The organism is Nonomuraea sp. B1E8 (genome assembly GCF_039871515.1).
GTDB lineage: Bacteria > Actinomycetota > Actinomycetes > Streptosporangiales > Streptosporangiaceae > Nonomuraea.
Map to the genome: position 1 here is coordinate 220,313 of NZ_JBDPLS010000006.1, position 22,682 is coordinate 242,994.

The window sequence follows — 22,682 nt, forward strand, 5'->3', positions numbered from 1 at the left end:
GCCACGTCGTCCCGGGACGGGCACGCGGGAGCACATCACCCGGAGTCGGGGCCCCGCCGTCTCTCACGGCCGGACGCTCGGCCCGAAGCCGGTCCAGCGCAGGTCGGCCGGAAGGTGACCCATGTCGTTGTAGAGCAGCACGGCCGGCGCGGCGCCGTCGTAATAGTCGATCGCGGTCAGCGCCGTGTTGCCGCAGCCCAATCCCAGCCACCGCGCCGGCGGTGCGTCGAGGGCCTGCCGCACCAGCCAGGCAACCTGGTAGGCATGCGTGACCAGGACCTCGTGGGTCTCGGTCTCGGCAGGGCGCGCGAACCGATCGACCAGGGCATCCGCGAGTCGCGCGCCCGCGGCCGCCTCATCGGCGTCGTAGCCGTCGAAGAAGCCCGCCCACGCCGGCGGTATGTCATCCGGCACGTGTGGCACATGGTCGACCAGCTCGGCCGCTTCGCGCACGGGAGCCGCCAGACGCTCGCCGATGATCCGCGCTGAGCGCACCGCCCGCGGCAGGGGCGAATGCCACACCGTGTCGACCGGCAGGCGGGCGAGCCGCTCCGCCACCAGGTGCGACTGCCGCTCCCCCACGTCGGTGAGCTTCCCGAACGGATCGGCTGCGCCATGCCTCACCACGTACAGATGCCGAGTCGCCATCACGATCCTTTCAGATGTTTACGACATTCCGATGCCGTGAACATCTTAAGCGGGATCGCCGCGTGCCAGGAATCAGGCGTCCGGACCATCCCTTGGACGGCTGCACGGGAACCACACCGCGACCCCACCGGAACCAGCCCAGGCGCCGCATCCAAGAGCCTGCGCCGGCTCGGCGAGATCACCGAGCCCTTCCGCCGGCGGCGGGATGGGCGAGGAGCGGGTGCAGACCCGGCTAGCGGCCACCCTCCGGCGCTCCCGGATTGAGCTGCGACTCCGCGTCGAACCCCGCCAGCTGTAACAACGTCTCCAGCGCCGCCTGCCTGGACTCCTCGACCGAGTCACCCCGCTCACCGAAGCACTCGGCCGCCACGTCGAGCACCGCCGTCAACACGGCCGCGTCGGGATAGGGCACATCGACGAGCACCGTGCCGTCATCACCCTCCTCCCCCGGCGAGCCCAGATGGTGCCGCAGCAACCTCCGGGTCTCCTCAGCCACAGCGACCCCCAGCACCGCGGCACGCTCGAACCGCTCAGAAGCGATCACGTCACCCTCCTGTCGCACAGGTGTTCGGTATTGAAGGTAGAGGGCGGCACCGACAGAATCCCTGACGCACACGGCGATCGCCGCCCTCCAGGACGGTGCTCGCACCCTCCGCGCCCGCACGGCATCGCCGCCGTGCGGGAGGGCGATCTCCACACGGCGACGCTCCAGCGTGCCGCGCGGCCCGCGCCGTTGGGTACGCTCGAACGGTGTACGAGCCGATCATCGAAGTGACAGATCTCGCGGTGGAGCTGGGCGCCAATCCCGTGCTGCGGGACATGCGACTGACCGTGGCGCCGGGCGAGATCGTGGCGGTGGTCGGCCCCAACGGGTGCGGCAAGTCGACGCTGCTCCGCTGCCTGGCCGGCCTCCAGCCCGCCACGTCCGGCGAGGTCCGGGTGTTCGGGGAGCCGCCGGCCGACGACGCCCGTTTCTGGGCCCGGGTCGCACTGCTGGGCGACGAGCCGGCCTGGTATCCCGGGCTCACCGCTCGCGAGCACCTGGAGCTGATGGGCGCGGTGCACGCCACGCCCCGCATGGCCGTGGACACGGCGCTCGACGTGTTCGACCTGGTGGAGCGGGCCGACGCGGTTCCGCTGAACCTGTCCACCGGCCAGCGCCAGCGCCTCTGCCTGGCCGCCACTCTGCTCAGGCCGAGCACACTGCTCCTGCTCGACGAGCCGGAACGCGGCCTCGACTCCGCCTTTCGTTCGCGACTGGCCGGGCTGCTCGGCGACTACGCGGCCGAGGGCGGCACCGTCGTCATGGCCACGCATGACGACGGCCTGGTCTCCCGCGCCCGCCAGGTCTCCCCCTCAGGAGTCACCGCGTGACAGGCTCGCACTCGCCCCGGATGTCCGGATCTGAGACCGGCGTGCGGTCCGTACGCGCCTACCTGCGTTCGCGCGGCCGCGCCCCCGTGAGCCTGGCCGATCGCTATGTCACCGTGTTCGGGCTGGCGATGCTGGTCGCCGTGGCCGGTCAGCCCATCTCCACCATGGTCGGCGGTTTGGCCGGATCCGCCGAGCCCGGACGCATGGGGGCGGGCGTGGCCCTGGTGTCACTGGCCATGGCCGGTTTCCTGGCCGTCGCGAGGGCGGCTGGGCCGGTGTTGCTGCCCGCCCCCGACGCGACCTGGTTGTTGCTCTCCCCGCTGGACCGGCGGCATCTGCTCGGCCGCACGGCGCGGGCGCTCACCGCGGTGGCGGTCGTGGCCGGTCTCCTGCTGGGTCTCTGCGCGCTGGCCGTGCTGGGCGCGCCCGACCAGCTCGTGTGGCGGCTGCTCGCCGCGCTTGCGCTCGGCGTCTCGGCGGCCGTGGGCGGGATGGCGCTGGCGGTGCTCGGCCAGGCCTCCCCGCCATGGCAGGTCTGGCTGACCGCCGCGATCGCCGCGCTGGTGGTGCTGGCCGTGGTGGCCATGAGCGGTCAGCTGCGTTCGGCGCTGGCGGTCGCGGCGGGCGCGCCGCTGCCGGCGGTCGCGGCCGCCGTCGCGGGCGGCGCCGTGCTCTCCGGGCTGCTGGCAGGGCGGGCATGGGCGGCGCTCGGCCGGATCCCCGCCCGCACCCTGGTCAGCGCCTCCACCCGGGTGGGCCATGTGGCCAACGCGACCGTGACCCTCGACCCCGGCGCGCTGACCTGGATCGCCGAGGACAACCACTGGCGGGCCAGGAAACTCGGCTCGCGCCGCTGGCCGTCGTTGCCCGCTCCGCTCGCTCTGGCCTGGCAGGACTGGCTCCGCCTGGCCCGCAGGCCCCGGCGGCTGGCGACCATGACGGCGACGGCCGCGCTGCCCGCCGTGCTGGCCCAGGCGGGCGTCACGAGCGTGGCGCTCTGGGCTGCCGTGCTGGCGGGGGCGCTGGCCGTGGCCTGCACCGGCGTGACCGGGGCGCGCAGGGACAACGACAACCCGGCCATGGCCCGGCTGATCGGGGTGGGCCGGCGCCCGGCTCTGGCGACCCGCGCCGCGCTTCCCACGCTGCTGAGCGCCGCCTGGACGGCCCTGGCCCTGGCCGGGCCAGTGCTGATCGACGGCGGCTTCCCTGGAGCGGACGCCGTGGCCGGCGGGCCGTTGCCGGCGGAGACCGCGACCGGCGGAGCGTGGGCAGGGGAGGCCGTGGCCGGCGGGCTGTGGTCCGGGGCGTGGTGGTTGCTCGGGCCGCTGGTGGCTCCCGCCCTTGCGGCAGGGGCGCTGCGGATGGCCAGGCGCAGCCCTGTCGATCATTCCATGCCGGTGATCGACACCCCGGCCGGCTCCATCCCGACAGGGCCGCTGATCTGGGCGGTCACGGGTGCTGATCTGGCCGTGCTGGGATGCCTGCCCGCCCTGTCGGCGCCGCTGGTTCCCGCGAACGGGCTGGGCGCCCTCCTCGCGGTCCAGGGCGTGGTGAGCGTGCTGATCCTGGCTGGTTACGTGCTGCGCGCCGGCACGGGCAAGCCGGGGTAGGTCCTCCGCCCGCTCAGGCGACGTACACGTCGCTCGGCACGCCCCCGTACGGGATCGTGCGGTCCTTGCGCATGCCCGCCTTCTCGGCCACCTTTCGCGACGGCTCGTTGACCTCGCGGATCACCGCCACGACCGGGCCGCCCAAGCCCTCTCCCACCTGCAGCGCCGCCTTGGCCAGCTCCAGCGCGTATCCCTGCCCCCATGCCGACGGCCGGAAGCGATAGTACAGGTTGAGCACCTCTTCCCGGTCCACGACCGCGCGGCGCAGGCCGCCGAAGCCGAGCACATGCGACTCGCCCGTGCGGCGCACCGCCCAGTAGCCGAGCCCTCGCTCTTCCCAGTCGGCCAGCCACAGGTCCAGCATGGCCCGGCTGGACTCCACGTCGGTCACGGGACCGTCGGGGTGGTAGACGCTCGTCCGCGGATCCGAGTGGATCTCATGGACGGCGTCGAGATCGTCGGCGGTGACACGGGAGAGGACCAAGCGTGCCGTCCGTACCACTTCCACCCTTACAGGGTAATATGTAAAATCGCTGAGCAATTGAGACCGATTGATGGGCGATGTGATGGACGTACCGAAGCTCCAATCCTCGTTGCGGCTCATCGCCCGCGGGCTGGAAGAGCTGGCCGCCGCGCTGGGCGAGCCGGAGTCGAGCGAGGACGAGCGCACGGCACGCGTCATCGAGGAGTGGGGGCGGCGCGGGCTCACCCAGAAGGAGGCGTCGGCGCTGTTCCAGCGGCACGGATTCGCCCCGCAGACGACGGGCGGGTGGGCGCGCGGCGACTGGGTGGAGATCGGCGATGACGGCCTGCGCTATCTCACCGCCCGATCACTCGCCTGGCTGGAGGAACGATCATGACCTTTTCGGTGCGCATCGCCGTGCGCGGCTACGAGCTCGACGGGCAGGGCCACGTCAACAACGCGGTCTATTTCCAGTACGGTGACCACGCCCGCTGGGAGTGCCTGCGCGAGGCCGGCATCTCGGTCGACGACCTGTGGGACGACGGCATCGGCCCCGTGACCCTGGAGAACACCATCCGCTACCACCGCGAGCTGCGCGCCGGCGACGAGGTCGAGGTGACGTGCGCGTTCGAGTGGGGCGAGGGGAAGACCTTCCGGGTCAGGCAGGAGTTCAGGAAGCCCGACGGTGAGCTGGCGGCGGAGATGACCGGCGTCGGCGGGCTCATGGATCTCCAGGCCCGCCGCCTGCTCGACGATCCGAAGAACCGCTGGCGCGCGCTGGCGCGGACACCGGCCGTGCTCGGGTTGTAGGGCCGCGGAGGCCTACTTCTTGGCCTTGTCGGCGCTGGAGTCGGTGGACAGCGCGGCGACGAAGGCCTCCTGCGGCACCTCGACGCGGCCGACCATCTTCATGCGCTTCTTGCCTTCCTTCTGCTTCTCCAGCAGCTTGCGCTTACGGGAGATGTCGCCGCCGTAACACTTGGCCAGGACGTCCTTGCGGATGGCGCGGATGTTCTCGCGGGCGATGACCCTGGCTCCGATGGCCGCCTGGATCGGCACCTCGAACTGCTGCCTCGGGATCAGCTCGCGCAGCTTCTTCGCCATGTCGACGCCGTAGGCGTAGGCCTTCTCCTTGTGGACGATCGCGCTGAAGGCGTCGACCGGCTCGCCCTGCAGCAGGATGTCGACCTTGACCAGCTCGGACTCCTGCTCGCCCGCGGGCTCGTAGTCGAGCGAGGCGTAGCCGCGGGTGCGCGACTTCAGCTGGTCGAAGAAGTCGAAGATGATCTCGCCCAGTGGAAGCGTGTAGCGGATCTCGACCCGGTCTTCCGACAGGTAGTCCATGCCGAGCAGCTGGCCGCGCCGCCCCTGGCAGATCTCCATGATCGCGCCGATGAACTCGGCCGGCGCCAGGAGCGTGGACTTGGTGACCGGCTCGAAGACCTGCGCGATCTTGCCTCCGGTGGGGAACTCCGACGGGTTGGTGACGGTGAGCTCCTTGCCGTCCTCCATGACCACGCGGTAGACCACGTTGGGCGCCGTGGAGATCAGCGACAGCCCGAACTCCCGCTCCAGGCGCTCACGGACGATCTCCATGTGCAGCAGCCCGAGGAACCCGACGCGGAAGCCGAAGCCGAGCGCGGCCGACGTCTCCGGCTCGTAGACCAGCGCGGCGTCGTTGAGCTGCAGCTTGTCGAGCGCCTCGCGCAGCTCGGGATATTGGTCGCCGTCGATCGGATAGAGCCCGGAGAACACCATCGGCTTGGGGTGGTCGTAGCCGGCCAGCATCTCGGGAGCGGGCTTGGCCGCGGCCGTCACCGTGTCGCCGACCCGTGACTGGCGCACGTCCTTCACGCCCGTGATCAGGTAGCCCACCTCGCCGACGCCCAGCCCGAGCTCGGCGACCTTGGGCTCGGGCGAGATGACGCCGATCTCCAGCGTCTCGTGGGTGGCCATGGTGGACATCATGAGGATGCGCTCGCGCTTGCCTAGGTGGCCGTCCACGACCCGGACGTAGGTGACGACGCCGCGGTAGGTGTCGTAGACCGAGTCGAAGATCAGCGCGCGGGCGGCCGCGTCGGCGTCGCCTACCGGCCGTGGCACGGTCGCGACCACGTGGTCGAGCAGCTCGCGCACGCCTTCACCCGTCTTGCCCGACACCTTGAGCACGTCGGAGGGGTCGCAGCCGATCAGGCCCGCCAGTTCCTCGGCGAACTTCTCCGGCTGGGCCGCGGGCAGGTCGATCTTGTTGAGGACCGGGATGATGTGCAGGTCGGCGTTCATGGCCAGATAGAGGTTGGCCAGCGTCTGCGCCTCGATGCCCTGGGCCGCGTCGACCAGCAGGATCGCGCCCTCGCACGCCTGCAGCGACCGCGACACCTCGTAGGTGAAGTCGACGTGCCCCGGCGTGTCGATCATGTTGAGCACGTGGCCGTCCCACGGGAGCCGCACGGCCTGCGACTTGATCGTGATGCCGCGCTCGCGCTCGATGTCCATCCTGTCGAGATATTGAGCGCGCATGGAGCGTTCGTCGACCACCCCGGTGATCTGCAGCATCCGGTCGGCAAGGGTCGACTTGCCGTGGTCGATATGCGCGATGATGCAGAAGTTGCGGATCAACGCGGGGTCGGTCTGGCCAGGCTGAGTGCGCACCGAAGTCCGTTTCGACAGGGTTGAGTCAAGCAGTCTTTCATGGTGACATGCCCGGATGAATGCCCGGACCGTCATCTGCCGCGGCCTGCGCCTGCTCGCGCTTGCCGCGGCCATCGTGCTGGCGCTGGTCGGCCTGATCGCCGCCGCGCTCCGCATCCAGTTTACCGGTGACCCGGCCGCATGGGCGAAGAGCACGGGCCACGACGCCCTGTGGCTGGGCCATGCGTGGGTCGACGGGCGCCGCACCGAGCGCGACGTCGAGCGGCTCGCCGTACGGCTTCGCGCCACGGGGATCAAGGACGTGTACGTCCACTCGGGCCCTTTCGAGATGGATGGCCGATTAGATCCAGCTAAATACCCCAACGCCCGAAATTTCGTGACGTGGATGCGCGAGCACCTCCCCGCCGTCCGCATCTCCGCCTGGCTCGGCCAGTCCGTCGACGACGCCCTCGACCTCGACGACCCCAAGGCCCGCCAGAACGTGCTGGCCGGCGTCGCCGCCATCATGAAAGAGGGCTACGACGGCATCCACTACAACTTCGAGCCCATCGGCGACGGCGACACCGAATTCCTGCGGCTCCTCGACGAGACCCGGCGGCACACGCGACTGCTGTCCACCGCCAGCCCGCAGATCGAGCCCTACCCCGGCATGCGCCTGACGGCGAGGGCCGTCCTGGGCCACGACAAATACTGGTCATCGGGCTACTTCACCCAGGTCGTGAACCGGGTCGACCAGGTCGCGATCATGACGTACGACTCGGGCACCCCGCTGCAGGCGCTCTACGGCGGCCACGTGGTCAGGCAGTCGGAGCTGGCCCTCGACCTGGTGCCCGGCGACAAGTCGCTGTTCATCGGCGCCCCCGCCTACCACGACCACGGCCTGGCCTGGGCCGACAACGCCGAGAGCGTCGAGATGGCCGCCGAGGGCGCCAAGCTGGCCCTGTCGGAGCACGGCCGCCGCGAGCGCTTCGGGCTGGCCCTCTACGTCGACTTCGCCGCCACGGAGGACGACTGGCGGGAGTACATGACGCGCTGGATGGCCTGAGCTCCCGTACACTGATGGACGGACCCATTTTCCCAGGCCGTTGATTTGAGCAGCCGCCTGGGTTATTGGTAATCTGTTCAACTGCGTGTGGCGCGCCCTCTCATCGAGCCCGCGCGCCCCATCCATCACTGACTTTCACCGAGGCTTCTTCGTGGCGAACATCAAGTCCCAGATCAAGCGCAACAAGCAGAACGAGAAGGCTCGCCTGCGCAACAAGGCGGTCAAGTCGTCGCTGAAGACGGCCGTCCGCAGGTTCCGCGAGGCCGCCGAGCAGGGCGACGTCCAGCAGGCCGTCGCGCTGCAGCGAGCCGCCGCCCGCCAGCTCGACAAGGCCGTCAGCAAGGGCGTCATCCACAAGAACCAGGCGGCCAACCGCAAGTCCGCGATCGCCAGGCAGGCCGCGGCGCTGTCCGCCAAATAACGCAGCAGCAGAAACGCCGCATCCCCCTGAGGGATGCGGCGTTTTCCGTTTGTCAGGCTTTTGTCACAGTTTCGATATCACACGGGCGTCGCCGCCTCGTATCGGCTCCGTCACCGTTGCAAAGATCACCTTGCCCTCCGTCCCACGGGTACCCGACAGTGCAGCTAATCAGGCAAAGGGGGGCACATGCGGGGGCCGTTGGTCGTCAAACGGGCGTTCAGCGAGCCGCTGCTCCTTCTGGCCGCGTTCGGTTCGATCCTGCTGGCCACCACCACGCTGGTCGCGCTGACCATGTACGCCTCCTCCATCGCCGAGGCAGGCGTCCGCAGGACGATGGAGACGGCGTCGTTCGAGCAGACGGCCGCCACCATCAGCGCGCCCGTGACCGCGGAGACGTTCCCCGCCTTCGACCGGTCCGTACGCGCCCAGCTCGACCGTGCCTACACCCGGCCCCCGGCCATCACCACCAGCTTCCGCTCCGACTCCTACGTGATGCCCGGCCAGGAGGGTGAGGAGCGGCCCGAGCTGCTCAGGTTCGGCAGCCACGACGGGATCGACCGGCACGCCAGGCTCATCTCCGGCGCCTGGCCGCGCGACGGCGGCGACCGCGTGCAGGCCGCGATCTCGTTGTCGGCCTCGTCGGCCACCGGCTACGAGACGGGCGACGAGTTCACCACGCGAGGCCGCCTCGACCCCCGCCCGGTCAAGGTCCGCGTCGTCGGCGTCTTCCAGCTCAACGACCCCTCCGGCGCGCGCTGGGCCGGCGAGCAGCTGCTGGCCAGGGGCGTGGACCGCGGCGACTTCACCACGTACGGGCCGCTGATGGTGGCGCGCGAGACGTTCATCGACCGCTTCGCCAGCAACGTCAACGCCACCTGGACCGCCGTCCCCGACCTGAGCGCGCTGACGCCCGAGCAGCTGCGCCCGATGGCCGCCGCGCTCGGCCAGGTGGGCGAGCGGCTGAAAGCGGACGGCTGCGACCGCTGCACGGTCACCGGGCACCTGCCCGAGATGCTCACCCAGCTCGACACCGCGTCCCTGGTGGCACGCTCCACCATGCTGATCCCGGTGCTGCAGCTGCTGTTGCTGGCCGCGTACGCGCTGATGCTCACCGCGCGGCTGCTCGCCGACCACCGGCGCATGGAGGTGGCGCTGCTGCGCTCGCGCGGCGCGGGCACGATGCGGCTGGGGACCCTGGCCGGGGGTGAGGCGCTGCTGGTGGCGGTGCCGTGCGCGATCGCCGCGCCGTTCCTCGGCCCGCCCCTGCTCGCCCTGGTCAACACGCTGCCATGGATCAGGTCCTCGGGCGTGCGGCTGTCTCCCACTGCCGATCTGGGCACGTTCCTCGTGTCGTTCGGCGTGGCTCTGGCCTCGGCGGTGCTGCTCCTGTTGCCGGCGCTGGCGGGGGCACGGCGCACGTACGTGGAGGAGCAGTCGGCGCGCGGCCGCGGCGGCGGGCGCGGCCTGATCGAACGTGCGGGCGCCGACGTGGCGCTGCTGGTCGTGGCCGGGCTGGCGATCTGGCAGCTCCAGCACTACGGCGCGCCCGTGACCGCGACGGCGGGCGGCGGCCTCGGCATCGACCCGCTGATCATCTCGGGGCCCGCGCTGGCCCTGCTCACGGGCGGCATGCTGGGGTTGCGGCTGGTGCCGCGCATCTCGAAGCTGGCCGAACGGCTGACCTCCGAGCGGCCCACGCTCGCCCCCGCGCTCGGCGCCTGGCAGGTGGCCAGGCGGCCGCTCAGGTACGCGGGCCCGGCGCTGCTGCTGACCATGGCGATCGCGATCGGCATCGTCTCCCTGGCCACCGCGTCCACCTGGCGCACCTCGCAGCTCGACCAGGCACGCCACCAGGCGGGGGCCGACCTGCGCCTGTCGGGTCCCGCGGACGGGCCGGAACTGGGGTCGCTGGGGCGCGGGACGGCGTTCACCGCGCTGCCGGGCGTGACGGCGGCCTCCCCCGGCTTCCGCGGGCAGACCGAGGTGGGCGGCGAGAGCGCGGTGCTGATCGGACTCGATGCGAGCAAGCTCGGCGAGGTGTTCCATCTGCGGCCCGACCTGTCCGCGAAGCCGATCTCGGACATGTCACGCGAGCTGGTGGGGACGCGCGCGGACGGGCTCGAACTTCCCGGGCGGCCGACGACGCTCACCCTCCGCGCGAAGGTGGAGGCGGACCTGCCGCTGCGGCTGGTGTTGTCCGACGGACTCGGCGTCTGGCGCGACGTGCCGCTCGGCGTGCTGGAGCCCGGGGACAACCGCGTGGAGGTGAGCCTCAAGGCCCTGGCGGGGCAGAGCGGGAAGATCACCTACCCGGTCGCTCTGCGCGGTCTCGTCGCCGGCCCTCACGAGAGCACCGCGAACCTGACGCTGACCGGCCTGAGCGTCGACGGCCGCGAGCTCGCGACGCCTCAGGTCTCGATGGAGGAGGACGACACCCGGCCCGCCGTGGCCACCTTCGGGACGCGCACGGAGGCTCCGCTGCCCGTCGTGCTCACGTCCGACCTGGCCGCCTCGCTCAAGATGGGCGTCGGTCAGGTCGGGCGGGCCAGCGTCGACCGCAGGGTCCTGGAGATCAAGGTGGTGGCCGTCGTGCAGACGATGCCGACGACCACGGCGGGCCGGCCGGCGGTGCTCGCCGACTGGGAGACGCTGCAGACGAGTGATCTGGCCGCGGCGCAGCTGCCCAGGCCCGCGACCGAGTGGTGGCTCGCGGCCGACGACACCGCGGCCGCGGTGGGGGTGCTCAAGAGCCGGCCGGAATGGGACGTCACCCCGCTCGACCAGCGCGCGCTGACGGCCCAGCTCCAGGACGACCCGCTGGCCAGCGGGCTGCAGGGGGCGCTGATGCTCGGGTTCCTCGCGGCGCTGGTGTTCGCGGCGCTCGGCTTCCTCGTGAACGCGGCGGTCGCGGCGCGCGAGCGGATGGCCGAGTTCGGGATCCTGCGGGCGCTCGGGGTGAGCTCCCGGCAGGTGTTCGGGATGCTGGCGGTCGAGCAGGCGTTCGTCATCGGCCTGTCCCTGGCGGCGGGCACCGGGCTGGCCGTGGTCGTCGGCACGCTGGTCGTGCCGCACATCGTGCTGACCGGGCAGGCCTCGGCCGTCACGCCCGGTGTGCTGCTCGACATCCCATGGGCCGCCACCCTCGCGATGTTGCTGCTGGTCGCGGCGGTGTTGCTCGCCATCGTGGCCGGCCTGGCACGCAGTCTGCGCAGGCAAGGGCTCGTCCTCCGGGAGGAACAGTGAGGATCCCGCTGCTCGCGCGGGTGCACCTGGGCACGGTCGCCGTGCTCTCCGTGCTGACGATCAGCGCCTGCCTGCTGATCGCGGGCCTGCCCAGGGGGATGCAGGCATCGTTCGACCAGGCGCTGCGGCGCTCGCTGAGCACCGCGGCCGCCCAGCAGGCCGACCTCACCGTGGCCGTGACGTCGGACTCGCGTGAGGACGATCTCCACGACCGCGACCAGTTCACCGCCCGCGACCGCGAATGGCGCGAACTCCTGCCTCCAGGGCTGCGCCCGCTCATCACGCCCGAGGGCACCGGCTCCAGCCACATGAGCGCCAAGACCACCCTCACGCCGATCACCGGGACCAGCGGCACCAAGTACTTCAACCTCGGCTGGCTGTCCGACGCCGGCCGACGCGTGACCTGGGTCCAGGGGCGGCCCCCCGGCGAACCCGGCACCACGCGGTACGACGGCGAGACGATCCCGGTGTTCGAGGTCGGGGTCGTGACGGAGGCCCTGCGGGAGATGGACCTGCGGGTGGGCGACACGAGAACGCTCGGTGAGAACGACTACGTCGCCGTGAAGATCGTCGGCGCCTTCGAGGCCAAGAACCCCGGCGACCGCTACTGGGACCACAACCCCGACATCCTGCGCGTCACGAAGATCCAGCCGCCGGGCTCTCTCGACTTCGAGAAGCACATCACCTCGCTGATGTCCGACGACGGGCTGACCGCGCTCAGCGGCGAAGGACGCCACCTGGCCTACAACTGGGTCCTGCCCATCGACGCCACGGCGGCGAACGCGCTTGACGTCCCCGTCCTCACCGCCGCGATCTCCGACTTCGACCGCCTGATCGGCATCCAGACGACCGGCACCGTCAGCCCCTACCGCCTGATCACCGGGCTGCCCAAGCTGCTCGGCGACGTCCGCGCCGGGCTGGCCACCGCCGAGACCGTGATGTACCTCGTGCTCGGCGGCCTCCTCGCCGTCGCGCTCGGCGTCCTCGTGCTGGGCGTGCAGCTGCTGGCCGACCGGATGGAGCCCACGCTCACGCTGGCCCGCGCCCGCGGCGGGTCGCTGCGCCAGGTCGCGGGCACGGGCGCGGCACTGACCGGGCTGGCCGTGGCGCCTGCCGCCCTGGCCGGGTACGCGCTGTCGTACCTCGTGCCCGGCCCCGTGCTGCCGATCGTGCACGCCGGGCCGGTCCTCGTCATCCTCGTGACCGTCGGCTACGCCGCCACGCGGCTCGCCCTGACCTATCGCACGCCGCTCCACGAACGCCGCGACGACGTCGCCGCCGCCCGGCCCTCGGCCAGGCGGATCACGCTGGAGGTGCTGGTCGTCGTGCTGGCGCTGGCCGGGGCCTACCTGCTGCGGGCGCGCGGGCTGGACGACTCCGCGGGGCAGGACCCGTTCCTGCTGCTGGTGCCGATCGCGCTGACGCTGGCGGCCGCGCTGATCACCCTGCGCTGCTACCCGTACCCGCTGCGCCTGCTCGTACGGCTGACCGCGCGCGGCCGGGCGGCCGTGCCGTTCCTCGGGCTGACCCGGGCGGCCAGGGCGCGCTCCGCCAGCGTGCTGCCCGTGCTGATCATGCTACCCGCACTGGGCGTGTCGGTGTTCGCCGCGGTGGTCTCCGACGGGATCGCCGGCACGCAGACCCGGGCGTCATGGCAGCAGGCAGGCGCGCCGATCAAGATGACGTCGGACATCGAGATCCCGGCCGAGGCCATCGAGCGGGTACGCGGGGCCGCAGGCGTGGAACAGGTGGTGCCCGCGCAGACCGCCCGCGTGCAGGTCGGCTACGGCGCCGAGCGGGCCGAGGCCATCGCCGTGGACGTGGCGCGGTGGCGGCGGCTCATGGGCGATGCCCCGTTCGACCTGCCCGCCCTGCCCAGCGGCGCGCTCGTCTCCCCCGAGTTGCAGGGGCGGGGCACGTTCGAGATCGGCTGGCAGTCACGGGTGAAGCTCGACACGCGCGGCGTGATCGAGTCGGTGCCCGGCTTCTTCACCAAGGGCAAGTTCCTCGTCGTGCCCGTCGACGTGCTGACCCGGCCCGCGGTGAACACCCTGCTGATCAAGGGGGACGCCTCCGTCGACGAGCTGAAACAGCTGGTCCCGTCGGCCACCGTGGTGTCGCAGGAAGGCACGCTGCGGGCCATCCAGGACGACCCGCTGACGAGCACCGTACGCTGGACCATGGTCGTCGTGACGGTCGCGCTGGCCGCGTACGCGCTGGTCGCCGTCGTGCTGGCGCTGGTGGTCGGGGCGGCAGACCGGGCCAGGGCGGTGTCGTTCCTGCGCACCCTCGGCCTGTCGGAACGTCAGGCGCAGCGGCTGACCGTGCTGGAGATCCTCCCCATGATCCTCGTCACCGCGCTGGTCGGGCTCGGCCTGGGCCTCGGCCTGCCCGCCGCGCTCGGGCCCGGCGTCGACCTGTCCTCCTACGCCGGCGACCTGCCCGTCGGCGACTACTCTCTCGACCTGTTCCTGCCGAGCGCGCTGGCGGCCGGGCTGGCCGCCGTCGCCGTGTTCGGCGCCTACGCCCACACCGCCGTCAGCCGCCGCCGCAGATTCGGCGCCGTCCTTCGAGTGGGAGACCTCACGTGAACCCGACCCTGTCCGAGCTGGAAGCGAAGGCCACGCGGCAGAACGCCGCGTTCGGCGGCGACGCGCACATCGTGTGCGACAACCTCGTGCGCATCTACAAGACCGAAGGCGTCGAGGTCGTCGCGCTGCAGGGCCTCGACCTGGTGATCGACAAGGGCGAGCTGGTGGCCATCGTGGGCGCGTCGGGCTCGGGCAAGTCGACGCTGCTCAACGTGCTGTCCGGGCTCGACGTCCCGACGGCCGGGGTGGCCAGGGTGGCGGGCATGGACCTGCTGTCGATGAACGCCCGCGCCCGGCTGCGCTACCGGCGTTCCGTGGTCGGCTTCATCTGGCAGCAGACGGCCCGCAACCTGCTCCCGTACCTCACCGCCAAGGAGAACGTCGAGCTGCCGATGAAGCTGGCCGGCGGGCGCGGGGGACGGTGGGCGCGGGCGGGCGAGCTGCTGGAACTGCTCGGCGTCGGCTACTGCGCCAACCGCAGAACTCCCGAAATGTCGGGCGGCGAGCAGCAGCGGGTGGCCATCGCCGTCGCCCTCGCCAACTCCCCCCAGCTCATCCTCGCCGACGAGCCGACGGGCGAGCTGGACAGCGAGACGTCGGAGCTGGTGTTCGACGCGCTGCGCAAGGCGAACCGGGAGCTGGGCGTGACCGTCGTGGTCGTCACCCACGACCCGCTCGTGTCCGAGCAGGTCGACCGGACGGTGGGCATCCGCGACGGCCGCACCAGCAGCGAGACGCTGCGGCGCGAGGACGCCGAGGGGCAGATCATCGCCGAGGAATACGCCGTACTCGACCGGGTGGGGCGCCTGCAACTCCCGCGCGACTTCATGAACGCCCTCGAGATGGAACGCCGGGTACGTCTCGAGCTCGAATCCGACCACATCGGCGTGTGGCCCGCGCGAGAGGAGCCGTCAGGTGAGTGAGTCGCCCTTGGTCGTGGTGGAAGGGGTGCGCAGGGTCTACCGGAGCGGGCCCAAGGAGGTCGAGGCGCTGCGGGACGTGTCGTTCTCGGTGTTCCCCGGAGAGCTCGTCGCGATCCGCGGGCGCTCGGGCTCGGGCAAGACGACGCTGCTCAACCAGATCGGCGGCCTTGACAAACCGGACGCCGGACGGGTGGTCGTGGACGGGCACGAGGTCACCGCCATGTCCGACGACGAACTCCTCGCCCTGCGCAGAGACGTGGTGGGGTTCGTCTTCCAGTCGTTCGGACTGATCCCCGTACTGTCGGCGGCCGAGAACGTCGGGGTGCCGATGCGGCTGGTGCGCATGCCGGTGAAGGAACGCGAGGAGCGGATCCGGATGTTGCTGGCGCTCGTCGGGCTGGAACAGCACGTCAACCAGCGGCCATACGAACTGTCCGGAGGGCAGCGGCAGCGGGTGGCGATCGCCCGCTCGCTGGCCAACCGGCCGCGCCTGCTGGTGGCCGACGAGCCGACCGGGCAACTCGACTCGCAGACGGGACGGCAGATCATGGAGCTGCTGCGGGCACTAGTACGGAGCGAAGGAGTCACCGCCCTGGTCGCCACCCACGACCCGAGCCTCATGACGCTGGCGGACCGGGTGCTGGAGATCAGTGACGGCGTGGTCCGCGAGGAGGCACTCACCTGACGTAGACCGTCGCCATCACCGACGCCCTCCGCACACCCCGCCGATGGTGCGGCGACCATGATCACACACCCGTCCGCGCCACCTCCACTTTCAGTGCGGGGCAGGGCAGGAGCACGAACGCTGGTAACTCGGCGCCATCAGTTCGAGGCGGTCGGCGTATGCAGGTCGGCCGAGATCTCGGTACGCTCGCGCCCACAACGGCTTCAGGTCGGCGAAGTAGCAACTTGGTCCGTTGACGAAAGTGTCCTTCAGGCCGAGCAACGCGGTCGCCGGATATCCGGCATCGAGCCGGCATGCGGCGGCGATGAGCTCCGGTTCAAGCAGTGGGCGGTCGGCGGCCACCGGCTTCCGATCGGCGTACGCGTCGGCTGGGGCGAGCACGCCGATGCCGTCCGCTCCGGTCTCGTGCCGCCACCCCTCAGGAACATCGAACACGATGTCGAACTCGGTGTCCGCCCAGACGGTCGAGCCCTTCCACCACGAACCGGGGAAAGTTCGGTCCGGGTCCGGGTGCACACCGAGCTCGGCGGCCAGCCGGTCAGCGAGGTTCCGCTCCTTGGAGCGCGCGTCGATGCGCCTCCGGTTCTGGGCGAGCCACACGTCCGGGTCGCGCCAGGCCGGGGGCTCGGGGACGGGGTTCTCGCGCCACCGTCGAATCGCCCATGACAGCATGAACTCCAGACCGGCACGGGTGTCCGCGCCGATCAGGGTCACGCCATGGTCATGACCGTTGGCCAGTGCGACCGGATGGTCCCGGCGTCCGAGTTCTGGCGCGGGTACGAGCCAGCCGACGTCGCCGCCGTCTCCGAGAGAGCCGAAGGGCACGAACTCCGGAGTGGCGAAGTGCGGGACCGACAGCTGCCGGTCATGGCTGGTGAAGTCCGGATCGGCGTTGCAGCCCTCGGGCGGACGGGGAATCGTGGCCAGGTCGAACATGAAGCCGTAGTGAGATATCAGCAGGGTATCGTCGTAGCTGTCGTTCTCCCGGTAGAACTCGTACGCGGCCTGCCAGGCCATGTCGATCAGCGTGCGGAGCGCAGGCGGAGTGGGGAACGGGAAGAGGTCGTCAACCCATGGCGGCGGTGTCGAGTCGGTCACGGCACCAGAGACTAGTGACCGACGCACGGTATGTTCATCGTCCGGTGCGGTTGGCCACGATCATCTGCACTGTGTGTTCGAGGGCGTAAGCCGGATCGGCGCCACCGCCCTTGACCTGCTCGTCCGCCGCGGCCACCGCCTGGATGGCTTTCGACAGTCCGTCGGGCCCCCACCCGTTCAGCTGCCGCTTCACCCGGTCGGCCTTCCACGGCGGCATGCCGACATGACTCGCCAGCTGACCACCCCGCAGGCTGCGCGGCGCGCTCGCGACCTTGGCCAGCGACCGCAGCCCACCTGCCAACGCGCTGACCAGCAGCACGGGGGCGACGCCGGTGCCGAGCGCCCACCGCAGTTGTTCCAGTGCCTCGGCCAGCCGCCCTTCGATCGCGGAGTCGGCCACGTTGAAGCCGGTGACCTCGGCCCGGCCCTTGTGGTAGCGCGCCACGGCGGACGCGTTGATCGTCTTGCCCTCGGTGTCGAACACCAGCTGGCTGCAGGCGGCCGCCAGCTCCCGCAGATCATTTCCCACGGCATCGAGCAGCGCTGTGGCGGCGTCGCCGGAAATGCTCCGCCCCGCACGCTTGAACTCCCCCTTGATGAACTCCAGCCGCTCCCCCGCCTTGGTCACCTTGTTGACGGTGATCACGTGGGCCCTGGCCTTCTTCACCCCGTCGACCAACGCCTTGCCTTTGACCCCTCCCGGATGCGCCAGCACCATCACGGTGTCGTCGGAGGGCTGCCTGGCATAGGCCACGACCTCGGCGATGACGTCTTTCGGCAGATCCTGCGCCGACCTGATCACGATGACAGACCGGCCGCCGAACAACGACGGGGAGGTCAACTGCGTCAGCTCGCCGACCGACACCTTGCCGCCCAGGAGGTCATGCACCTCGGACTCGGGATCGGCGGCCCGTGCCGCCGCGACGACCCCCGTCACCGCCCTCTCGGCCAGCAACTCCTCATCGCCGACAACCAGGGTCACGAGCGCTGGATCGGTTCCCGCCATGGGGGAAGCATGCCAGACGCCAAGGACAACCAGGTATTCGCCGGACAGGCCGGTGCCCGGAGTCAGGGTGCCGGGCCGCGCGAGACCACGGCCATGCCGTCTTCCCTCTCCACCACGGCGAGATCCCCTGAGTGGTCTGTCCGGTAGACGGCGGCGCCGAGCCTGCGCAGCAGGGCGAGCGTGGACGGCGCCGGATGGCCGTAGTCGTTGTCCGTCCCCACGCTGATCAGCGCCGCTCGAGCACCCACGGCTTCCAGGAAGGCGGGTGACTGCCTGTTGGATCCATGGTGCGGGATCTTCAGGATGTCGGCCCGGACGGCGGAGCGGCGTAACACCTCTTCCTGGGCCTCGGTCTCCAGATCGCCGCTGAGCAGCACCGAGCCCGGTCGCCAGCGTACGTGGAGCACCACGCTGGAGTTGTTGATCGCGCTGCCCTCGCCCTGGCCGGTCACCTCTCCGGAGGCCGGGTCGGGGGCGAGCACCGTCACCTCTGACGGGCCGAACGTCCAGCGAGTCCCCGGCGAGACCGTCCATTCCGGTATCCGGCGCCCCTCCAGCGTGCCCGAGACGCGTGCGGAAGCGCGCGCCATGGCCCGCTGCGGGCTGACGACCACCGCGCCGACGCGCCGGTCCCGGAGCACTCCGGGCAGGCCGCCCACGTGGTCGGCATGCGGATGGGTGAGGACGAGCAGCGGAACGTCGTCGACGCCGAGGCCGCGCAGGCACCGGTCCATCGCGACCGGGTCGGGCCCGGCGTCCACCACGACCCCTCGTCCTGGCCCTGCCGCGACGACGATCCCGTCGCCCTGGCCCACGTCGCACATCACCATGAGCCAGCCCTTCGGCGGCCAGGGCGTCGCGATCGGCCGGATCACCAGCACCGCCACCAGAGCGGCGCCGGCCGCCGTCAGCGCGACCGCCCGCCAGGCGCGCCGCCGCAGGATCAGTATCCCGGCCGCCACCGCGAGCGCGAGCAACCCCAGCCCGGGAAGGCCGCCCGGCCACGGCACGGTGGCGTACGGCAGCCCCACCGACCATCGGGCGACCGTGATGATCCATCCGACCGCGTAACCGGCCGGGACCACCAGGAACCGGGCACCGTCAAGCCACACCGGGGCCACCAGAGCAGCCCCGAAACCCAGCAGGGTCGCGGGAGCCACCGCCGGAGCCACGAGGAGGTTGGCGATGAGAGCGACGGGGGTGAGCTGTCCCGACATCAACACCAGAACCGGTGTCACCGCCACCTGCGCCGCCGCCGGCACGGCGATGGCCTCGGCAAGCCAGCGCGGCAACCGCACCCGTGACCGGGGCCCAGCCCGCCGCCTGCCAGGCGCTCCCGAGCCGCTGCCCGTGTCGGGAACCAGCCCTCCGCCCTGGTCAGGCCCCGCCGGGTCACCGCGTTCGCTCCTCGGGCCACCGCTGAGCGCCGGCGAGGGCGCGCTGTGCGGTCGTGGCTGCGCGCTCGGGCCCGATGGTGGCGCGTCACCTTCGTCCTGCTGGGCCGCCGACAGCCTGTCGCGCCAGCGGGGGGCGAGGAGGAGGATCCCGGCGGTGGCGGCCACCGAGAGGGCGAAGCCGTAAGACCTGGCGAGGTCGGGGACGAAGAGCACCAGCAGGAGAACCGTCGCCGAAAGGGCTGCGAAACCGTCTCGTGCCCTGCCGGTGCCCAGCGCGACGGCGGCTACCAGGCCCATGAGCAGCGCACGCAGGACGCTCGGGGACGGACGGGCCACCACGGCGAACGCGAGCATGGAGAGCGCGGCCAGAACGGCGCGTACGGGCAGCGGGAAGCCGAACAGACGGGAGAGAGCCAGCATCGCGCCCGCGACGATGGCCAGGTTGGCCCCGCTCACCGCGTTGAGATGGCTCAGGCCCGCTTCCTTGAAGTCGGCCGTCACCTGCGGGTCCATACGCGAGACGTCGCCGACGACCAGGCCCGGAAGGAGGCCGCGCTGGTCGGGAGGGAGCACGTCGGCGGCAGACCGAAGGCCCGACCTGAGGGCGCCCGCCGCTGTCTGGAGCTTCGACGGCGGCGTCAGGACCCGCGGCGGGCCGCGTACCAGGAGGACGGCCGCCACCAGGTCGCCTGCGGTCGGCATGGCGAGCCGGCCGGTGACTTCGAGACGCTGGCTGGGGAGGAGACGGGCCCAGGCTGCCCCGCTGGAGAAGACGGTGACGGGGACGTTGACGGCCTGCCGGCCCTCAGCCGTCCGGACGATCGTCAGGGTGGCCGGCGTCACGTAGCTGTCCGGGGCGAACGGAATGCTCTGGCTGGATCTGCGTCTCGGGTCGTCCGTCAGCGCGATCTGGGCGGTGACGAAGGCGTTCGCGGCTGCGAGCTCGGCCACCGGACCGGTGGTCACGGCGTGAACCCTGAAGGCGACCGATCCGGATGCCGCGGCCGCGCAGACGAGGGTGGCCAGGATGACCCCGCGCCACGCGGCCGGCCAGCTGGTGGAGCGTCCGTCCCGTCGTCCGGGGAGTGAGCGGGTGTGCCAGGCCACGGCGACGACGCCGAGGGCCGCGGCCAGGGCGACGGCCGTGCCGATGCGTGCGGAGCAGCCGAGCAGGATCAGCGCACAGGCCCAGGCGGCGATCGCGGGGAGCAGCAGGGGCCAGGCGTGGCTCTTGCCTGTGACGGGCGGTGGCGGGTGGCCGGTCATGTCAGACGCGCACCTTCGGCTTGATCTCGTCGAACTTGCGCGGCCCTATGCCGCTGACCTCGCGGAGCTGGTCGACGGAGGTGAAACCGCCGTGGGTGGTGCGGAACTCGGCGATGCGTGCCGCCAGCACCTCGCCCACGCCCGGCAGTTCTTCGAGCTGCTCCGGTGTGGCGGTGTTGAGGTCGATGACGCCCCCGGCAGGGCCCGTGTTCGGCGAGCCCTGGGCCACCGTGCCGGGAGGTGCGCCCACGACGATCTGCTCTCCGTCGACCAGGCGTCTGGCGAGGTTGAGAGAGTCCAAGGACGCTCCTCGTGACACTCCCCCGGCCGCGGTCACCGCGTCCGTGACTCTGGCACCCGCGGGGAGCAGGTAGACGCCAGGCTTACGGATCTTGCCTGCCACGTGGACCGTCACCTTGGGTGCGGTGGGGGTCGTGGACGGGGTCGGCGACGACACGGGGGTGGGTGGTGGCAGCGGCGCCGGCGAGGGCTGGGATCGCCAGACCAAGAACGCCGCGACGGCCATGGCCAGGGCGCCCACGGCCACGAGGACACGCAGACCGGGCTTGCCGGGATCGAGGGCGGGGCCCTGGGACGCCAGGGCAGCACGGAACGCCTGGAAGGTCGGCGGAACCGGGGCGGGACCGCGCTGCCGTGCGGTCTGCGCGGTCTCTGTGGGCTGCGCGGGCTGTCCTCCGGGCCGTGCGGGCCGTGCGGGCTGCGAGCGAGGTGATAGCCGAAGCTGTGGAGGGTCGTAGGCAGAGGCGAAGGACCACGGTGGCTCAGGAGGCTCAGGAGCCAGGTCGAAGGCCTCAGCAGGCTCACAGGCCTCACTGGCGCTCTCCACGATCCGCGACCCGCCGGACGCCCTGAAGAATCCACCGGGGGCCTCATGAGTTTCAGGGCTCTGCGGCTCGCCGAGGAACCCGTCAACGGGCTCACGGACACCATCGCGCGGCCCTCCGGAAGAACGGTCAACGACCGCACGATTCCCGTCGACGGACCGCGGTGCCTGAGGGGAGAGGGCGCGGGGGCTGTCGTGGGAGCCGGTGGCGTAAGGCATTCTTCGACCGTCGGCGGGTTTACGTGCCACCCTCGCGGGCCGGCGGGGGCGGCGGGGCGGGGTGGTGATCGAGCGCAGCCGGGACTCGGCGATGACTCGTTCGGCCGTCGGATCGGGGGTTCGCACGCAGGTGAAAGTAGGGCTGCGGGCGCCTGTGCCAGGAGACCGAGCCACGTTCTGTGGACAACATCGGCTGACGCGAAAGGGGTGTGGACAATGCTGGGGCCGCGAGATCGAGGGTGCATGGCCGAGCCCGTACGAGCGCGACGGGCTCGGCCCGACCCGTTCACCACCGGATCGGATGTGAGCCGCACAGAGCCGGGCCATCCCTCGCACGCCCACCGGTGTGTCGTCCGCCGGCGGCGGACGTCAGTGGTCGGCGCGCTGGAGAGCGGTGACGGTCAGGCCGAGCATGCCGGGCCCCACGTGGGCGCCGATCACCGCCCCCACCTCGACCACCCGCAGCTCCGCCAGCGAGGGCATCCGTCTGGACAGCCGCTCGGCCAGCGCCCGGGCGCGTTCCTGGGCCTGCAGATGCTGCACCGCCACCTCCACCGGCCCCGCGCCCGCCGCCTGCACGGCCAGGTCTTCGAGCCGGGCGATGGCGCGCGACGAGGTGCGGACCTTCTCGAGGAGAGAGATCCGGCCGTCCACGATGTGGAGCAGCGGCTTGATCATCAGGGCCGAGCCGAAGAGGGAGGCCGCGGTGCCGATGCGGCCGCTACGGCGCAGGTAGTCGAGGGTGTCGACGTAGAAGAACGTGCGGGTGACCGCCACGCGGCTGCGGGCGGCCGAGGCCACCTCCTCCAGGGAGGCCCCGCCGGCGGCGGCGCGGGCCGCCGCGAGGACCGGGTAGCCGAGACCCATCGCGATCGAGCGGCTGTCGACCACCTCCACCGGCACCGAGGCGTCGGAGGCGGCCGCCAGGGCGGAATCGGCGGTGCCGGACATCGCGGCCGAGAGGTGGACCGACACGATGCCCGTGGCGCCCGCGGCGGCCAGGGAGGCGTAGCAGGAGGCGAACGTGGCGGGTGCGGGCCGGGAGGTGGTCGCGGAGGCGAGGTCGCCGGTGAAGGAGCCCTCGTCATGAGGCACGCCCTTGGCGATCACCTGCACGGGTACGACCGTGACCAGCGGCACAGGCGGCAGGTAGGCGGTGGAGTCGGTGACGACGGCGACCGTGGGCGGCATGTCCCG

At 71.5% G+C, this 22,682-nt stretch carries 19 protein-coding genes; 10 read left to right on the forward strand and 9 right to left on the reverse strand.

What is annotated here, in order from left to right; all coding sequences use genetic code 11:
• Nucleotides 1–63: 63 nt before the first annotated feature.
• Together ABGA98_RS21695 and ABGA98_RS21700 are read right to left on the reverse strand one after the other, a co-directional pair.
• A complete protein-coding gene (locus tag ABGA98_RS21695) occupies nt 64–648 on the reverse strand; it encodes a histidine phosphatase family protein (protein WP_347620184.1) in 585 nt (194 codons plus the stop codon).
• 232 nt (nt 649–880) lie between these two features.
• Nucleotides 881–1,192 carry a hypothetical protein gene (locus ABGA98_RS21700; RefSeq protein WP_347620185.1) on the reverse strand — a complete coding sequence of 104 codons (312 nt, stop codon included), beginning with the start codon at nt 1,190–1,192 and terminating at the stop codon, nt 881–883.
• Nucleotides 1,193–1,398: 206 nt separating this feature from the next.
• Here ABGA98_RS21700 and ccmA point away from each other — a divergent pair, with 206 nt between their 5' ends.
• Nucleotides 1,399–2,022 carry a heme ABC exporter ATP-binding protein CcmA gene (gene ccmA / locus ABGA98_RS21705; protein ID WP_347620186.1) on the forward strand — a complete coding sequence of 208 codons (624 nt, stop codon included), beginning with the start codon at nt 1,399–1,401 and terminating at the stop codon, nt 2,020–2,022.
• A gap of 20 nt (nt 2,023–2,042) precedes the next feature.
• Nucleotides 2,043–3,632, forward strand: a complete 1,590-nt coding sequence (locus ABGA98_RS21710) for a DUF6297 family protein (RefSeq protein ID WP_347620187.1) — start codon at nt 2,043–2,045, stop codon at nt 3,630–3,632.
• Nucleotides 3,633–3,645: 13 nt separating this feature from the next.
• Here ABGA98_RS21710 and ABGA98_RS21715 read toward each other — a convergent pair whose 3' ends face one another.
• The gene (locus ABGA98_RS21715) at nt 3,646–4,140 is read right to left on the reverse strand and encodes a GNAT family N-acetyltransferase (protein WP_347620188.1); all 495 of its coding nucleotides are present in this window, start codon (nt 4,138–4,140) and stop codon (nt 3,646–3,648) included.
• A gap of 46 nt (nt 4,141–4,186) precedes the next feature.
• Between ABGA98_RS21715 and ABGA98_RS21720 the strand changes: the two genes are divergently transcribed.
• Together ABGA98_RS21720 and ABGA98_RS21725 are read left to right on the forward strand one after the other, a co-directional pair.
• Nucleotides 4,187–4,492: a hypothetical protein gene (locus ABGA98_RS21720; protein ID WP_347620189.1), complete on the forward strand. Its 306-nt coding sequence runs from the start codon at nt 4,187–4,189 to the stop codon at nt 4,490–4,492.
• Nucleotides 4,489–4,905 carry an acyl-CoA thioesterase gene (locus ABGA98_RS21725; RefSeq protein ID WP_347620190.1) on the forward strand — a complete coding sequence of 139 codons (417 nt, stop codon included), beginning with the start codon at nt 4,489–4,491 and terminating at the stop codon, nt 4,903–4,905. Before ABGA98_RS21720 ends, ABGA98_RS21725 begins: the two co-directional genes overlap by 4 nt.
• A gap of 12 nt (nt 4,906–4,917) precedes the next feature.
• On the opposite strand, the gene lepA is transcribed toward ABGA98_RS21725, so the two are convergent.
• The gene (lepA, locus tag ABGA98_RS21730) at nt 4,918–6,747 is read right to left on the reverse strand and encodes a translation elongation factor 4 (protein WP_347620191.1); all 1,830 of its coding nucleotides are present in this window, start codon (nt 6,745–6,747) and stop codon (nt 4,918–4,920) included.
• Between the two features lie 55 nt (nt 6,748–6,802).
• Between lepA and ABGA98_RS21735 the strand changes: the two genes are divergently transcribed.
• The 6 genes from ABGA98_RS21735 (at nt 6,803) to ABGA98_RS21760 (ending at nt 15,655) form a co-directional block, all read left to right on the forward strand.
• Entirely contained in the window at nt 6,803–7,792 is a 990-nt protein-coding gene (locus tag ABGA98_RS21735; RefSeq protein WP_347620192.1) for a hypothetical protein, read from the forward strand.
• 151 nt (nt 7,793–7,943) lie between these two features.
• A complete protein-coding gene (rpsT, locus tag ABGA98_RS21740; protein WP_347620193.1) occupies nt 7,944–8,213 on the forward strand; it encodes a 30S ribosomal protein S20 in 270 nt (89 codons plus the stop codon).
• A 186-nt stretch (nt 8,214–8,399) separates the two neighbouring features.
• Nucleotides 8,400–11,456, forward strand: a complete 3,057-nt coding sequence (locus tag ABGA98_RS21745; protein WP_347620194.1) for an ABC transporter permease — start codon at nt 8,400–8,402, stop codon at nt 11,454–11,456.
• A complete protein-coding gene (locus ABGA98_RS21750; protein ID WP_347620195.1) occupies nt 11,453–14,047 on the forward strand; it encodes an FtsX-like permease family protein in 2,595 nt (864 codons plus the stop codon). The genes ABGA98_RS21745 and ABGA98_RS21750 overlap by 4 nt, the downstream gene beginning before the upstream one ends.
• Complete coding sequence (locus ABGA98_RS21755) at nt 14,044–14,970, forward strand: ABC transporter ATP-binding protein (RefSeq protein WP_347620196.1); 927 nt, start codon at nt 14,044–14,046, stop codon at nt 14,968–14,970. The genes ABGA98_RS21750 and ABGA98_RS21755 overlap by 4 nt, the downstream gene beginning before the upstream one ends.
• Nucleotides 14,963–15,655: an ABC transporter ATP-binding protein gene (locus tag ABGA98_RS21760; protein WP_347620197.1), complete on the forward strand. Its 693-nt coding sequence runs from the start codon at nt 14,963–14,965 to the stop codon at nt 15,653–15,655. The genes ABGA98_RS21755 and ABGA98_RS21760 overlap by 8 nt, the downstream gene beginning before the upstream one ends.
• A 90-nt stretch (nt 15,656–15,745) precedes the next feature.
• Here ABGA98_RS21760 and ABGA98_RS21765 read toward each other — a convergent pair whose 3' ends face one another.
• From ABGA98_RS21765 to ABGA98_RS21785, 5 genes are all read right to left on the reverse strand, one after another.
• Nucleotides 15,746–16,753, reverse strand: a complete 1,008-nt coding sequence (locus tag ABGA98_RS21765) for a hypothetical protein (protein WP_347620198.1) — start codon at nt 16,751–16,753, stop codon at nt 15,746–15,748.
• Between the two features lie 34 nt (nt 16,754–16,787).
• Nucleotides 16,788–17,759 (reverse strand): DNA polymerase III subunit delta, encoded by a 972-nt coding sequence (holA, locus tag ABGA98_RS21770; RefSeq protein ID WP_347620199.1) that lies wholly within the window; start codon nt 17,757–17,759, stop codon nt 16,788–16,790.
• A 62-nt stretch (nt 17,760–17,821) separates the two neighbouring features.
• Nucleotides 17,822–20,422 carry a ComEC/Rec2 family competence protein gene (locus ABGA98_RS21775; protein WP_347620200.1) on the reverse strand — a complete coding sequence of 867 codons (2,601 nt, stop codon included), beginning with the start codon at nt 20,420–20,422 and terminating at the stop codon, nt 17,822–17,824.
• Nucleotide 20,423: 1 nt separating this feature from the next.
• Complete coding sequence (locus tag ABGA98_RS21780; RefSeq protein WP_347620201.1) at nt 20,424–21,812, reverse strand: helix-hairpin-helix domain-containing protein; 1,389 nt, start codon at nt 21,810–21,812, stop codon at nt 20,424–20,426.
• Nucleotides 21,813–21,854: 42 nt separating this feature from the next.
• A complete protein-coding gene (locus tag ABGA98_RS21785) occupies nt 21,855–22,676 on the reverse strand; it encodes a DegV family protein (protein ID WP_347620202.1) in 822 nt (273 codons plus the stop codon).
• Nucleotides 22,677–22,682 lie beyond the last annotated feature (6 nt).

What these genes read in the sequence shown, in the direction of transcription:
- ABGA98_RS21695 (WP_347620184.1), bottom strand. Translation starts at nt 648, where the DNA reads ATGGCGACTCGGCATCTGTACGTGGTGAGGCATGGCGCAGCCGATCCG.
- ABGA98_RS21710 (WP_347620187.1), top strand. Translation starts at nt 2,043, where the DNA reads ATGTCCGGATCTGAGACCGGCGTGCGGTCCGTACGCGCCTACCTGCGT.
- ABGA98_RS21720 (WP_347620189.1), top strand. Translation starts at nt 4,187, where the DNA reads ATGGGCGATGTGATGGACGTACCGAAGCTCCAATCCTCGTTGCGGCTC.
- ABGA98_RS21725 (WP_347620190.1), top strand. Translation starts at nt 4,489, where the DNA reads ATGACCTTTTCGGTGCGCATCGCCGTGCGCGGCTACGAGCTCGACGGG.
- ABGA98_RS21735 (WP_347620192.1), top strand. Translation starts at nt 6,803, where the DNA reads ATGAATGCCCGGACCGTCATCTGCCGCGGCCTGCGCCTGCTCGCGCTT.
- ABGA98_RS21745 (WP_347620194.1), top strand. Translation starts at nt 8,400, where the DNA reads ATGCGGGGGCCGTTGGTCGTCAAACGGGCGTTCAGCGAGCCGCTGCTC.
- holA (WP_347620199.1), bottom strand. Translation starts at nt 17,759, where the DNA reads ATGGCGGGAACCGATCCAGCGCTCGTGACCCTGGTTGTCGGCGATGAG.
- ABGA98_RS21775 (WP_347620200.1), bottom strand. Translation starts at nt 20,422, where the DNA reads ATGACCGGCCACCCGCCACCGCCCGTCACAGGCAAGAGCCACGCCTGG.
- ABGA98_RS21780 (WP_347620201.1), bottom strand. Translation starts at nt 21,812, where the DNA reads ATGGCCCGGCTCTGTGCGGCTCACATCCGATCCGGTGGTGAACGGGTC.
- ABGA98_RS21785 (WP_347620202.1), bottom strand. Translation starts at nt 22,676, where the DNA reads ATGCCGCCCACGGTCGCCGTCGTCACCGACTCCACCGCCTACCTGCCG.